Here is a 15,553-nt window from a genome sequence, read left to right on the forward strand (position 1 = left end):
AATGAAAGTCGATTTAAGCAATGACTTTAAGGAAAAGTATCGTAATTTAATGGGAGAACGCGCAGATGAGTTGTTTGCAGCTATTCAAGAAAATAGTCAAGAAGCCTTTCGCTTGAACCCTTTAAAAGCTAACTATAAAAATGTCTCGTATGGATTGGATAATCCTATTCCGTATAGTAATATCGGTTACTATGGTGATATCAATGGTAATTCAATTGATCATTTGTCAGGTTACGTTTATAGTCAGGAACCAAGTGCGATGTATGTAACGGAGCTATTGGATGCAACTGGAAATGATAAAATATTAGATCTTTGTGCTGCACCTGGAAGCAAAACGACCTATATAGCTTCAAAAATGGCTTCTCAGGGACTTTTAGTTAGCAATGAGATAAATGCTAAGCGTGCTAAAGTATTGTCTTCAAACATTGAAAGAATGGGGATCACTAACACAGTCGTAACTAATAATTCACCCAAAGATTTTGAAAAGAAATTTGAGCAGTTCTTTGATAAGATTTTAGTTGATGCTCCTTGTTCCGGTGAGGGAATGTTTCGTAAAGATCCTGAATCTGTCAAATATTGGTCGTTAGACTATGTGGAACAATGTGCTAATCGTCAAAAACATATCTTAGATTCAACCTATAAGTTGTTGAATAATGGGGGAACCTTGGTTTATTCAACTTGTACCTTTTCACCTGAAGAAAATGAACAAAATATTGCCTGGTTCTTAGAAAAATATCCTGACATGCATTTGGAAGAAATAAAGAAATATCCAGGAATGGAAGATGGTCGACCAGAATGGGGCAATAATAATTCTGAGCTGACTAAGACTTTACGAATGTTTCCCGATCGTTTTAATGGCGAAGGACATTTTATGTGTAAACTAGTCAAAGATGGAGAATTAGAAGAACCAAAAGAACGACAAATCAGTGATGGTTTGAAGAAGGATGACTTTCAATATGTTCAAAAATTTGCCCAGGCAAATCTAGCTAACTTGTCACAGAATAATTGGCTTAAAATCAGCGATTTCTTATACCAGGCAGCTAGTTTAGATAGTCGCTTTAAGGGATTACATATTTTGAGAAATGGTTTGAAATTAGGCGAATTCAAAAAAAATAGGTTTGAGCCCGATATCGCTTGGATATTGGCACTCAAACCTGAGGAATTAAAGACTGATTTCGAACTTGATCAAGCCCAGTTTGAAATATACTTACATGGTGAATCCGTAATTCTGACTGATCGTCCTAATTTTGATAACAAATGGATTGGCTTATCATATCAAGGTAAATTATTCAGTTGGGGACGTTACAGTAATCAGCAAATAAAAAACGTCTATCCCAAAGGATTAAGACGTTAGAGTAATGTTACGTTGATTAGCATAATTTATTAAGCGCTCATCGAAAATGATGGGGGCTTTTTTGATGTCTGCGATTGATTTGGCACCAATAACAGCCATAATCAATTTAAGCTGTTTGATAAACTCAGCAAAGAAAATTTCAGTCTCACTGAGTGAATACTTTTGCAGATGATGAAGCACTAATCCTGACATACCGACAGCACTAGCGCCAAGACGCAATGCTTTGATAACATCCATTGGTGTTCTAATACCACCTGAGGCAAAGATAGTCAGTCTATTTTGATAGGGCAATGATTCCAACAATGATTCTACTGTTGAAAGTGAGAATTGATCTAAATAAGTTAAATCCAATTCATGATTTCTGGCACTTTCAATTTGAGCGAAGTCGGTACCACCGAATCCAGAAATATCAACATTCCTCACGCCAATTTTATATAGGTCAGCTAGATTGTTTTGTGAAATACCAAAACCAACTTCTTTAACGATTACCGGAACATTGACCTTAGCAACAATCTCTTTGATATTATCTAACCAGTAAAATTCTTGATCACCTTCAGGCATGGCCAATTCTTGAATCCCGTTAAGATGAATTTGCAGAGCATTAGCATTTAATAGATCAATAGCTGACTGTGCTTGTTGAGCATTGACCTTAGCGGAAACATTTGCGATGACGAACCCATCAGGATTATTAGTTCGGAGGACGGTAAATGAATCGCTGGTTTCATTAGGAAGCCGCAAAAAGACACCCATTGAACCACTAGAAACAGGAATATCCAGCTGACGAGCCAACTTAGAAAGTTCCGTATTAAATTTTGTTGATGGATTAGACCCACCAGTAATAGCATTGAAATAAATTGGCAGTGCCATCTTTCGTCCCAGAAAATCTGTTGACAGATCAATCTCGTTCAAACTCAATTCAGGTAGGGCATTATGCAGGAGTCGAATGTTATCAAAATCAGCATAAGCTTCATCAGTAAAAAACTTTTCAGCCAAGAAAAGGTGTTCGACCTTACGTTGCATTTGTTCATCCTGTTTAGGCATGGGCAATCGTGTCTCCAATTTTTAAGGTTAAGGGTGTAATTCCAACTTTTTGCCATTCTTTTTTTAATTCAGTAATATCAAGTGTTTTATCACTCAAAACAATACCACAGTCACCGCCACCGGCACCTGAGGTCTTTGCAGAGCCACCTAATTTTTCAGCAATATCACAGAGCTTCGTTAATAGTTCAGTTTCAATATGGACATCACTAAAATCGGCTAAATCAGCTAAAAGATCACGATATTTACTGAACATTTCTTTAATCAATGTAGAGTTATTAGTTTTAAATCCAGTAATTAAATGTTCAACATTTTGGCGACTAGCACGTAAAAAGTTTTGATATTTATCAACTTTCTGGGCCTTAGTCAAAGCAATTCGGTCCACCAAAATAGAAGTTGAAGCCGGCGAACCGGTCCAACCAACGGTAAGTTCTAAATTATCTGGTAAATTAAGGCTTTGAATTCTTAATTGAGGCCAATCTAGAGATAGGATTTCGGTAATACTGTGATTTCTGATCATATTAAAGATCCAGTTACGATCAGGCGAATAATAAGCAACGATTCCACCGAAGGCACTGGCAGCAATATCGCCCAAACTACCATTCCCTTGGACAGATAAGTGGGAGATAGCGGATATTTTATAAATATCCATCGCCGAAAGATTTAATTGATAAAAATCACCTAGGGTTTTTACCACAGCAACTGTGACTGCAGCCGATGAACCCAGCCCGTATTTTTTACCATCTTGAGAATCCAGTTCACTAGTTACTAAAAGATCGTAATATTTTAATTTGACATCACATTCAAGAGCGTATTTTTCAACGAACTTGATAGCGGCCAAAATATATTGTAATTGACTTTCGGAATCATCAAAAACCAATTGAGTTCCTTGGCGATTCCAATGAATCAATTCTTTATTCAAATTTTTGGATTGGATCGTACCGCCATTTTGAGTCTGATTGACGGTAACAGTAACGTATTTATTTACTGAAGTAAGGACAGCGGGGAATCCTGTTTCAACAACAGCATATTCTCCTGCCAAATATAATTTTCCAGGTGCTTTTCCTGTAGACAAAAATATCATACCTTTCAATTTATATCAGATGTATTGGATACCCGAGCCAATGTTGGCCACAACGGTAGTAACATTCGATAATTGTTGTTCAATGTATGTTTGAACCTTTAAAAGCGATTCCTTCGTACATATTATTTTAACATTGGGACCGGCATCAATTGTAGCATACGCAAAAATTCCTTTTTGACGTAATTCTTGAATCAATTGGATGATTTGAATGGTCTCTGGTTCAAAATATGTAAATGAAGGATCAGCCGAAAGTGTCAAAGCATGCATACTCATCGCATTGTGTTCGGCAATTTCACCAATTTTTTGAACATCTTTTATAGCAATTGCTTGCTTAATTTCTTCTATCTCTGAAGTCACTAGTGTAACCCAATTTGGATAAAAAGGGGAGCTTTTGACGCTACTTTCCATTCCAATGGTTGAGGAAATTTTCTTACTGTGCTTGTTTATAACCACTGATAGTAATGTTAAATCAATATCTGGCGTTTCGTCAATCGGGACTGCATATGATGATTTATTATCATGTCCTGCAATCCATTCAACAAAACCACCATAGATCGAACGGCTGGCAGATCCTGAACCATTACGGGCTAAAATCGATAATTCTCGACGATTCAAGTCTAATTGTTTGGTTTCATTAATTGCAGCGGCTAAAGCAGCAAACCCCGAAGCTGAAGAAGCAAAACCAGCTGAAGTTGGAACGTGGTTAATGGAATTGATTTGAAAATGATCCTTAAATGAATAGAATTCTCTGACCGCATCCAAATAATTCGAAATTCGTTTATTTTGTTGATCATCCAATAGCTGATTATTTAAATAGATAATGTCTTTATCAGCAGTAATGATAGTTGCCTTAGTGTCCGTATAGAATCTGTCCAAAGTCAACGACAGACTATTTGTGTAGGGAAGCTTTAATTGTTGGTTCTTTTTACCCCAGTATTTTATTAAAGCAATATTAGTAAATGCACGTGCCGTCCTAGTCAATTTCTGTATCCTCCGCATAAATGGATAATGGTTGAATCCAAGTCTGTTCGGCACCAGCTTTAATCAGTGCTTTTTGAATCATTTGTGCATTTTTTAAATTCCTGGCTAAACAGATAATACAACCGCCACGTCCACCACCAGTAATTTTACTACCGAGTGAACCAGCATTATTGGCTGCTTCAATTAATTTGTCTGTTTTTGGTATTGCTAAATTTAATTTAGTCAAAATTTCATTTGCTAAGGAGAAGACCAATCCTAATTGTTTGAGATTACCTTCAGTCAGATAGTTACTAGCTTGAGTAGCATAATCACCAAGTTGTTTAAGGTAGGCACCAATTTTTACCTGATCTTGATCAAACATTTGTCGAACATCAGCAACGGTTTCTTTGGTTCGACCCTTGACACCAGAATCAGCAATGACAATAAAGCCATCCGAATTAAACGTAAAGTGTTTTGGAGCAACGTTCTTACCAAATTTGATGGGATATTCTGAACTAACAGTCAAAGCATCTAAACCACTGGCTTTTCCATGGGTAATAGTTTCCGAATGGTTAACATAATCAAGCAAAGTTTGATGATCTAGTTTTTGTTCAAAAAAATCAAAAAATGCTCGAGTAATGGCGGCTGCAATCGCCGCTGACGAACCCATACCACGTTCAATTGGCAACCCACTGTCGATACTGATCATATATTTTGCTTGTTGCTGATTTAATCTTTGGTCTAAGAGATCAATTAAGTTCTGAACACCTGATAAAGAGTTCGGAATTTTAGTGATTTTTCCAGCATAATATTTAGAAATTAATGAGTTCTCAGAACTCTGTTTCATTTTGACGATTACGGGTGTACTAAGCAGGGGAATTGCAAAAGCAGGGTAGCCATAAACTACCGCATGTTCTCCCATAATAATAGTTTTTCCGTGACTTTTACCTATTCCTTTAAGCACATGCTCACCTCAGTTTCTCTAATCTCTTATTTTATACATCTATCGTCTCGATTTCCACTTTATGACTATTAACTATGATAGAATTTTTGCGGGTGAAGAAAAATGACATTAAATTTTGTACTGGGTAAAAACCAATTTGATCATCATCAAAAAATGATGGAACTGTTCCAAGAGGATTATCAGAAAGATCCAAATGGTCAGTTCTTCTTTTTGGTGCCGAATCATATAAAATTCGAATCAGAAATTAATATTCTCAAATCCTTTGATAAAGGTGGGGATAAATTGATTGCTACCAACAACGTTCAAACATTTTCGTTTTCACGTTTGGCTTGGTATTTTTTACGGAGCAGTAGCGATTATAACGTTGAAACCTTAACGCAAACTAAATCGGCCATGTTACTGAAGGAAATTGTTCAGTCACACAAAGCAGATTTAAAAATCTTCCGTGGAATGATCGACAAACCAGGCTTTATTGATCAAATGATTTCTCAATTCAATGAATTTTTGAACGGGGCAGTTCAACCAGATGATATTGAAGCTGTTTTGGATAACAACGGTGATGGAATTTTTGCCGACAAGATCCAAGAGCTTAATCTGATCTATAGTGATTATTTACAAAAAATTCAAGCATACAATACTAATGACTTTCAATTGAATTCCTTAGCTGATTTTCTTAATCAAAAAATTAAAACTTCCGAATATCATTTTTATATTGAAGGTTTTTCAACTTTTACCGCTACGGAATTGAATCTGGTTAAAACTATGATTTTAAATAGTGGTAATTTAAACGTTTCTTTAGTGTTAGAGAAGTCCAGTTTGAATTCAACTGATAAGTCAGACTTTTTTTATCGACCAATCTCCACATATCAACAATTACATGACTTCGCCACACAACAACAGCTGGCAACTCATAGTTATTTTGCTGACAAATTGCGAATTAATAGTGATTTAGCCATATTAGAGGATTATTGGATTCAATCCAGCGGTGTTGGTGCTATTAAAAAATCAGTTTTAGATGATAAGAATAACGTTCAAATTTGGAAAGCGACTGACAAACAAACTGAAGTTTCAGCAGTCAGCTCTTATATTCGTCGAATGGTGGCCCGAAAAGATTATCGGTATAACGATTTCTTAATTGTGGCTCGTAACTTATCGGAATATGGTTCTTTCATTGAGTCATTTATGAAAAACAATGAAGTTCCGTATTTTATTGATCTACAAAAGAAAATGGCTAATCATCCTTTCAAACGTCTGATTGATTTATTATTTGCGATTCATGACAAAGGGATGCAAGAAGACGATGTCATCGGAATGTTACGTACTGAATTATTGATTCCAGTTGAATTTAAAGATGACATTATTGGTTTCCGACAGGCAGTCGATTTAACCGAAAACTACGCTTTAGCTAATGGACTCACTAAGCATAATTGGTTAGGGGATAACTTTAAACCAAATGTTAAATTCGACCAAAAGCAAGATCAAGTTCGGATTCAAGAGTATCAACAGATTAACCTTATTAAGAATTTTGTAAAAACAATTTCTCAAAAATTGGACAAATTTCTTGACGATAGCGCCACCTCAACTGACAGTGCCACTGCACTCTATGAATTTTTAACAAAGAATGGCGTTTTTGAAGTCTTACTAAAGTGGCAACAACAAGCTACCATTCAAAAAAATCTAACTTTGGCTAACCAACCGGAACAGATTGTTAGTCTTTTTAATCAAATTTTAGACGAATACGTCACTGTTTTTGGCAACCAACAATTTGATTCTAATGACTTTATTGGGATTTTGGATGCAGCCTTTGAAAGTGCCACTTATTCGCAAATTCCTTCAACCTTAGATGCGGTCAGTATTTCCGAAATCGGGATGATTCAACCTAATAACCGAAAGATTACCTTTATTTTAGGCTCAACGACCAACAATATGCCTGGGGCAACCGTTTCTAATAATCTGGTCACTGACGACGAAAGAGGTTTCTTGAATGAGAATTTGAGCGAAGGTAAGTTCTTGAAGGAGTCAGACGAAATCGTTAATAATTCTGAACCATTCTTACATGACATTACCTTCACTACTGGTTCAAAGAGATTGATTTTTACATATCCTAATTTAACTGAGGACAATAAAAAACTTGAGATTTCTAGTTATGTCAAACGAATTCAAGAACACTTTGCTTTGAACATTGAGGATAAATTAGCCAGTCCTTTGGTTGATGATCCGGATGACGATCAAAATTATAGTCATGTTTTAGAGTATGTTGGTTCCAAAACTTCAACCCTAAATTACTTGATTCGAGTCTCACGAGCAGCGATTGATCGAAAACAAGATATTCCTGCTACTTGGAATTATGTTAAAAATCGTTTAACACAACAGGCACCAGAAACAACTGACTTTGCTTTGGGTTCCTTAGATTATCAAAATAAGCCTTATGATCTCAGACCGGAAACAGTCGATGCTCTATATGAAAAGAACTTGAATATTTCTATTTCACAATTAGAGACTTTCTATATGAATGAATATGAATACTTTTTGAAGTACGGTTTGCGAATACACCCTCGACAATTATTTGAGATTACTCCTGCCCAAACCGGTTCAATTTTCCATGCTGTTTTGGATGGTTTAGTTAAGTATTTGAATACAAATGACCAAAAACTCGTCGATTTTGATGATACAGAAATTACCAATTTGGTAGTTGATTTATTCAAGGAGCAAGTTAGTTTACCAGAGAATAAAATTTTCAACTCATCAGCCAGAATGCTCTATATTTCAACTAAACTACAAAGTACCTTAGTTCAATTAGTTAAAAATATGAAAATTCAATATCGTCGTAATAAATTTGTACCGAAGAAATCCGAAGTTACATTTGGTCGCATGGAACAAGTTGATTTGAAGGGATTGGTCTATAAAGATGTGGCATTGGGCCATGATATCAACGTTCGTGGAAAAATCGATCGTATTGATGAAATGACTTTAGCCGATATGACTTATTTAGCTATTATTGATTATAAGTCCAGTGAACGTAATTTCAGTTTCCCACAGTTTCTAGACGGAATTACCATGCAAATGCCAACTTATATTCAAGATTTGAATCAAAACTTAGAGTTATTTAAAACTCCTGAAACCGATATTAAGATCGGTGGGGCACTCTATGAACATATTGTTAATCCCTTTGTTCGTCTAACAAAATCCAGCGTGCCTGTGGAACAAAAAATCCTCAATAAATTTAAACTACAAGGACTTCTGTTGAATGATGAAGAATTATTAGATAACTTCGACAAAGATGCCCGAACTGCCAAGGATATAAGGACCGCTAGATCCCCCGTAGTCAGTTTCGGTAAAAATGACGTAATCGATGATAAGCAAATGGCCATGATCCTCAAATATAATGATCATTTGATTCGTAACGCAGGTGAAAAAATTTACTCTGGTAAATTAAATCTGAATCCTTACCGTTATCAAAAATTGACGGCCTTGCAATACAGTGACTATCGTTCGATTTTTGAATTTGATGCGATGTTACCAGAAAATGAATACCACGATATTATTAATTACAATAAAAATGATGTATTAGATAAAATTGAAAAGGTTTTGGGGGGTGAAGAATAATGCCTAAATGGACTGATGATCAAGTTAAAGCAATTGAGACTCGTGGACGCGACATTTTAGTATCTGCGGCTGCTGGTTCTGGTAAAACAACTATTTTGATCGAACGAATTCTTCGTGAATTAAAAGGTGATGCTGACCATGACCCAGAAGATATTGATAATTTATTGGTAGCAACCTTCACTGAAGCTGCTGCTCAAGAAATGAAAGAACGACTCTTGATTGCTTTGAAAAAAGCTGCCAATCAAGCTACAGATCCAGCAATCAAAAAGCATCTGCAAAAACAAATTTTTCGGGTGCCGATGGCTAATATCAGCACTCTACATGCCTTTTGCTTGAGCGTGATCAAAAAATTCTACTATGTGATTGATTTAGATCCTAACTTTAGACTGTTGAGCGATGATACTGAAAAATCAATTATTCAAGAACAAGCTTATAGTTTAGTTCGGGATGATTACTACAGTAAAAATGATGACGATTTTATCAATTTGACGGGTAATTTTACCAATGATCGGTCTGATGATGGCCTAAAGGACGTTATCTTCAAAACCTATGATTTTGCTATTACCAACCGTGATACTGAAACCTGGTTAGATGGTTTAGTAACAAAATATCAATTTGAAGATTCTTTTGTCACATCTGATTTTTATAAAGTTGACTTTTTACCTCAAATTAAGCAACGCCTACAAGAATTACAAGAGATCAATGATGCAGGGATTGACTTAGCCAATGAGGATAGCTTCGCACAAACTTATATGCCAGTATTTAAAACACGAGCTAGTAAGCTTGATGATTTAGAAGTTAATTTGCAGGTTATGAGTTATCAGGATATCAGAGAAGATTTGAATAAATTTGAATTACTTGATGATGATGGTAAAAAAGTGAAAAAAATCTCTATCAAAAAGGCTGACCTAGAAGGTGAAAATACCGATTTGATGGAAGCTGCTAAAGATAATGGGACTAAATTCAATGCTAAACGGAATAAATTATATGAAGATTATTTCTTGAAATCAGAGGACGAAGTTAATCAATCATTATTGATAGCACAACAATTGATTCTCAAATTAGTTGAAGTTGAACGTAAGTTTATGCAAAAATTTGCGGACTTAAAAGCTAGTAGTCATGTACTTGATTTTAATGATCTCGAACACAAAGCCGTTGATATTTTAACTGGTGAAGTTGATGGTCATAAAATTGCTCAAGAATATTACCAAGGTAAATTTGATGAGTTAATGATCGATGAATACCAAGATGTTAATGAAATGCAGGAAAGAATTGTTGATCTGCTATCTTGTGAAACCAATCATCGTTTCATGGTTGGTGATATCAAACAATCAATTTATGGTTTTCGACAAGCAGCACCACGACTCTTTACGGAAAAATACGATCAATTTCAAAAGTCCGATAATCCCAATGAATTAGTTCAATTATCAATGAACTTCCGGTCATCTAGTGCCATTGACAAGTTTGTTAACCAAATATTCACACGAATTTTTGATAAAAAAATTGGTGATATTGATTACGATGAGAAGGCCCAATTAGTTACGGGAACTAAGTTTCCCAAAACAGTTGATACAGAGAATGAATTTAATATTTATTCCTTACCTAAAGATGCTTCTACTAGTTTTTCAAATGATACTGAGATCACCAATGAAACTGAAGGTTCCCAGGAAGAATTAACCAAACGTCAAACCTTGATCAGCGCTGCGGCTAAAAGAATTCACGAATTGATTGATTCTGGATTTAACATTTATGATAGCAAGATGGATGCTGAAGATGATGCTGATAAAATAAGACCTTTAAAATATTCCGATATTGCAATCCTATCAAGAACACGTAGTAATAATACGGATATCGTTTCTTACTTCTCCAAAGACAACATCCCCGTAATGGTGACTGATGCTAAAAACTATTTCCAAACGACCGAATTACAAATTATGATGGCCATGTTGAATATTGTTGATAATCCATATCAAGATATTCCACTAGTTGCGGTCCTCCGTTCACCAATTGTCGGAATGAACGAAGAAGAGTTAGCTGAGATTCGTTTAGCCGACAAACGTAATACCTATTACACCGCTGTTCAAGCCTATTTAGTTTCCGAAGATTCCGACGAACACCTTCAAAACAAACTCAAGTCCTTCTTATTACAATTGGAAAACTATCGTGATTTTTCCAATAAAAACAGTATTGCTCGTTTAATTTGGAAAATTTACCAAGAAACTGGACTTTTGGAATATGTTTCGGGAATGCCTGGGGGTAAACAACGGGCTGCCAATTTACATGCTCTTTATCAACGTGCCAATTCTTATGAAGAAAATAATTTTAAAGGTTTGCACCAATTCATTGCTTTTATTCAAAGAATGCAAGAGCTTGATAAGGATCTATCACAACCTAATAGTATCGAAGCTAATGATGATACGGTTAAAGTAATGACTGTCCATGGTTCCAAAGGTTTGGAATTCCCAATTGTTATTTATTTGGATATGGCTAATGGTTTTAATATGTTGGATGTTAATTCAGGGACCGTTTTTGACGCTCAAAAGGGTATTGGTATCACTCTTGCGGACACTGATACCAGACTACAATATCGAACTATTCAAAGAGGAATCATCAGTAACCAAAAGAAATTAGCTACTATTTCAGAAGAAATGCGCTTATTATATGTTGCCTTAACACGGGCTAAACAAAAGTTGATCATGTTAGGTTTCACTAACGACCAAGAAGCTATGTTCAAACGCTGGGATGATATCAAATTAGATGATAAAAACTTGATCAATGAATCAGCCCGAACTAAGGCTAAAAATTTCCAAGATCTAGTGGGAATGAGTACCTTATCCAAAATTGATGCTGAAGAATATTATGACAAAAATTTACAACTACGCTTCAAACTAATTCCAATCCAAGCGGGCAGTTTAGAAACAACCAACATTATTATTCCTAAAACAACTCCAGTTGAATTAAATGAACGATTTAAGGAAACTGTGAACAGTATTTTAGATTTCAAGTATCAACATCAGGAAGCTGTTGACACGACTGCCTATCAGTCTGTTTCTGAAATCAAGGGGTTGTTTGCCGATCCAGATGAAGAAAGTATGGCTGAAGATTTGATTGATGACAAAGCTCGTTATAATTTAGGATCTTTTGCTAAACCACAATTTCTAACTAAATCAAAGAAGATCACTAATGCCGAGGTTGGTAGTGCAACCCATCTAGTTTTACAAAAAATGAATCTGACTAAAACCCCAGAGTTAACTGATGTTGAAGAACTTGTTCAAGATTTGGTGAATGAAAAATTATTAACTGCTGAATTAGCTGAAAAAATTGATTGTCAAAGTCTTGTCAATTTTTATCAAAGTGAATTGGGACAGATAATTATTACTAATCACGAGAGTGTTAGCCGTGAATTTCCTTGTTCGATCCTCATGCCAGCTAAAAGATTGTTTAAAAACACTGCAAAAGACTATTCCACTAACGATAAAATATTAGTTCATGGTATTATTGATGGTGTAATTGAATTAGATCATGGAATAATTATTTTTGACTACAAAACAGATCATGCTACTAGTCAAAATTTGGAGGAATTAAAAACCAAATATTCCGGACAAGTCAATTTATATGCAGAAGCTATTTCTGTAATTAAGAACAAACCTGTAGTGGGTAAATATCTTTATTTCTTGAAGATGGACAAAGCTGTTGATCTTCTCGCAAATTAAAAGATGAGAGGTGAATGATTTGAAAAATTCTTACGCTGTTGTTGATTTGGAAACGACCAATTCTAATTGGCACGACAACGGGCGTATAATTCAATTCGGCTGTGCCCTTATCGAAAATGGTGAAATTACACATATTTATGACCAAAAGATTAATCCTAAAGTACCAATTCCTGGTAGAATTACCGCTCTAACAGGGTTGAGTGATGAAGATGTCAAGGATTCACCAACATTTGAAGAAGTTGCACCTGATATTTTTAAACTTTTAAAAAATCGAATTTTTATTGCACATAATGTGAATTTTGATTTGACCTTTTTAAATCGAGAACTTAAACGTATCGGCATGAATCAACTTAATGTCAAAGCTATCGATACTGTTGAATTATCGCAGATTCTCTTTCCAACCATTAGCAGTTATAAACTGCAAGATTTAACGCATTATCTAAGCATTGTTCACAAAAATCCGCATAGCGCGAATAGTGATGCTCATGTAACTGCCGAATTATTTTTAATCATTCTGAAGAGGGTTCAACAGTTACCACTGGAAACCTTACGAATGTTATCCAAATTTGGGAAAAATACTCTCCGCGAAACTGAGCTAGTCTTTAAGACGGTCTTAGAAGAACGTGAAAAGAATTCTCGAACTGAAGTATTACCAGCTTATCTCTATGAGAAGGATGGTTTAGTTTTACGTAAGAAAAACTTTCATGTCAGTGAACAAATTGATCATACTACCAAATATCCCTTAACTCGGGATGCTAAAAAAGAGTTGCTAGATGGTATTTTGGATTATCGGGTCAATCAATCTAAATTGATGGATAACATTTATAAAACTAGTCAACACCGTGATACAACTAAAAAGTGGAATCTAATTGAAGCTCCAACTGGTGCTGGTAAGACCCTTGGTTATCTCTTGCCATTGTCCTATTTGGTCAATAGTGATCAAAAGTTAGTGATTGCAACAACGACCAAAGTCTTACAACAACAAATTGTTGAACAATCCATTCCACTGTTAAATCAAGTGACCAACAACAATTACCATGCTGAAATCGTCAAAAGTAGTTATAATTTTATCGACTTAGATCGATTCTATGAAGCACTTGATAATTATCGGTTGCATAGTCATACGGCAATCCTCAAAATGAAGATTATCGTTTGGTTAACAATGACGACTACCGGGGACTTGAGTGAATTACACTTAACTAATTACAACAGTCCGATTTTTAGTATTATTCGTCATCGTGGTGAGCCAAAGGAAAATACAATTTTCAGTAATGATGATTTTTGGCTCTATCAACAAAATCGTTACTTAGAATCAAAAATCTTAGTAACTAATCAATCATTCTTATCACGTCATTTAGATAGTCAATATTGGGGTGGCAACTCGTATCTAGTTATTGATGAGGCTAATCACTTCGCCGGTAGTTTAAGGGATGCTAGTTCACCAACCATTGATTTCTTACAATTGAATGAATATGTCAAAAAAATCAGCGACATTCTTTATCAAAACCGAGTCACGCTCCGCTATGCTTTTACTGAAGTAACCACACAATTGTGGAACTATCAAGATCTGCAGGGAATGGAGACTCATTTTCAAGCCGTCGATGAATTGATGGAACGTTTGGAATACAACATTTTTGGCAACTATGTCCGCAATAAGGTTCGTTTCAAAGACCGTGAGGAATTTGTATCAATCTTGGATAGTAGCAATGAATTTGGCAAAGATAACTCTGATTTAATTGAACTGTTGTCAGATTTGATTGTGGAATTGTCTTTGATATCCAATCGTGTTGAAACATTGTTTGATCAATACAATTTCCAAAAGAATTTTATTTCGGTTGAATTGTCAAAAATCATCTCTAATTTAACGATTGAGAATAGTAAGTTACAAACTGTTTTGAAAAATTTAGATGAGTTGCTTCAGGCACTTCAAAGTTCCGATAATAAATTTGGCGTTCAAATTGATATGCGGGACTACTATGATCCCAAGACTTTGAAACTCAGTTGGCGTCAATATGACATTCAAAATTTAATTGAAGAAACGACTGATCGATTCAGCCAAATATTTGCCATCGGGGCAGCCATAACAATTCAAAAAGACTTTTCACATTTTATTTTAGACACGCAATTAAGCCAAAATCAGATCAATCAGATGGTCATTTTACCTGATACTAATAGTATTTCGAAAAATAGTAAGATTTATTTACCATCTACTTTGCCTGATATTCAAACGCTTAACAGCGATGAGTATTTTGACATGGTGACATCCTATATCGTAGATATTCTAGATAATTTGGATCATCAGACAATGATTCTCTTCAACTCACTTAATACTTTGAGCAAGGTTTATGAGCGCTTAATGGATACTAAGGTCAAGGAAAAATGGGAGATTCTAGCACAAGGAGTAACTGGCTCGAACGAAAAAATCAAGAAGCGTTTTGCTATTGGTCGTCGTTCAGTTCTTTTAGGTGCTAATTCATTTTGGGAAGGGGTCGATTTCCCTAAGAAAACTTTAGAGATCTTGATAGTTACTAGAATTCCCTTTGAATCGCCTGAACAACCTGATGTTAAAATCAAGCAAGACATTCTAAAACAACAAGATATGAATGTATTCAAAGTTGACTCATTACCCAATGCAATCTTACAATTGCGTCAGGGATTGGGTCGCTTGATCAGAACGCCAAGTGATCGTGGGGTTATCTTATTATTAGATAATCGTATTTTAACTAAGAGTTACGGTAAAACAATTCTAGATTCATTACCAAAGGGTTTACCTGTGATCAATGAGAAGATGGATTTAATTAAAAAAGATATAAATGAGTTTTTGAATTAGGTGA

General features: G+C 35.3%; 8 protein-coding genes. 4 read left to right on the forward strand and 4 right to left on the reverse strand.

The window, feature by feature from the left end; genetic code table 11:
- The first annotated feature begins 1 nt into the window (after position 1).
- Complete coding sequence (locus IV57_RS01930; RefSeq protein ID WP_057879806.1) at positions 2–1,354, forward strand: RsmF rRNA methyltransferase first C-terminal domain-containing protein; 1,353 nt, start codon at positions 2–4, stop codon at positions 1,352–1,354.
- On the opposite strand, the gene fni is transcribed toward IV57_RS01930, so the two are convergent.
- Genes fni through mvk form a run of 4 tightly spaced genes read right to left on the reverse strand, consistent with a single transcriptional unit; the run spans position 1,343 to position 5,400 of the window.
- Positions 1,343–2,395 (reverse strand): type 2 isopentenyl-diphosphate Delta-isomerase, encoded by a 1,053-nt coding sequence (gene fni, locus IV57_RS01935; RefSeq protein WP_057879807.1) that lies wholly within the window; start codon positions 2,393–2,395, stop codon positions 1,343–1,345. The two genes, IV57_RS01930 and fni, sit on opposite strands and share 12 nt — an antisense overlap.
- Complete coding sequence (locus IV57_RS01940) at positions 2,388–3,467, reverse strand: phosphomevalonate kinase (protein WP_057879808.1); 1,080 nt, start codon at positions 3,465–3,467, stop codon at positions 2,388–2,390. The genes fni and IV57_RS01940 overlap by 8 nt, the downstream gene beginning before the upstream one ends.
- 24 nt (positions 3,468–3,491) lie before the next feature.
- On the reverse strand, positions 3,492–4,457 hold the full coding sequence (mvaD, locus tag IV57_RS01945; RefSeq protein ID WP_057879809.1) for a diphosphomevalonate decarboxylase: 966 nt from the start codon (positions 4,455–4,457) through the stop codon (positions 3,492–3,494).
- The gene (gene mvk / locus IV57_RS01950) at positions 4,450–5,400 is read right to left on the reverse strand and encodes a mevalonate kinase (protein ID WP_157051883.1); all 951 of its coding nucleotides are present in this window, start codon (positions 5,398–5,400) and stop codon (positions 4,450–4,452) included. The genes mvaD and mvk overlap by 8 nt, the downstream gene beginning before the upstream one ends.
- A 102-nt stretch (positions 5,401–5,502) precedes the next feature.
- Between mvk and IV57_RS01955 the strand changes: the two genes are divergently transcribed.
- Genes IV57_RS01955 through IV57_RS01965 form a run of 3 tightly spaced genes read left to right on the forward strand, consistent with a single transcriptional unit; the run spans position 5,503 to position 15,549 of the window.
- Positions 5,503–9,006, forward strand: coding sequence for a PD-(D/E)XK nuclease family protein (locus IV57_RS01955; protein ID WP_057879810.1), 3,504 nt, complete (start codon positions 5,503–5,505; stop codon positions 9,004–9,006).
- A complete protein-coding gene (gene addA / locus IV57_RS01960; RefSeq protein WP_057879811.1) occupies positions 9,006–12,719 on the forward strand; it encodes a helicase-exonuclease AddAB subunit AddA in 3,714 nt (1,237 codons plus the stop codon). The genes IV57_RS01955 and addA overlap by 1 nt, the downstream gene beginning before the upstream one ends.
- Positions 12,720–12,729: 10 nt before the next feature.
- Complete coding sequence (locus IV57_RS01965; protein WP_236704302.1) at positions 12,730–15,549, forward strand: helicase C-terminal domain-containing protein; 2,820 nt, start codon at positions 12,730–12,732, stop codon at positions 15,547–15,549.
- Positions 15,550–15,553 lie beyond the last annotated feature (4 nt).

Source organism: Companilactobacillus kimchiensis (assembly GCF_001438805.1).
Classification (GTDB): Bacteria; Bacillota; Bacilli; order Lactobacillales; family Lactobacillaceae; genus Companilactobacillus; species Companilactobacillus kimchiensis.

Coding starts and splice junctions, on each gene's coding strand:
- addA (WP_057879811.1), top strand. CDS start 9,006: ATGCCTAAATGGACTGATGATCAAGTTAAAGCAATTGAGACTCGTGGA.
- IV57_RS01955 (WP_057879810.1), top strand. CDS start 5,503: ATGACATTAAATTTTGTACTGGGTAAAAACCAATTTGATCATCATCAA.
- IV57_RS01930 (WP_057879806.1), top strand. CDS start 2: ATGAAAGTCGATTTAAGCAATGACTTTAAGGAAAAGTATCGTAATTTA.
- fni (WP_057879807.1), bottom strand. CDS start 2,395: ATGCCTAAACAGGATGAACAAATGCAACGTAAGGTCGAACACCTTTTC.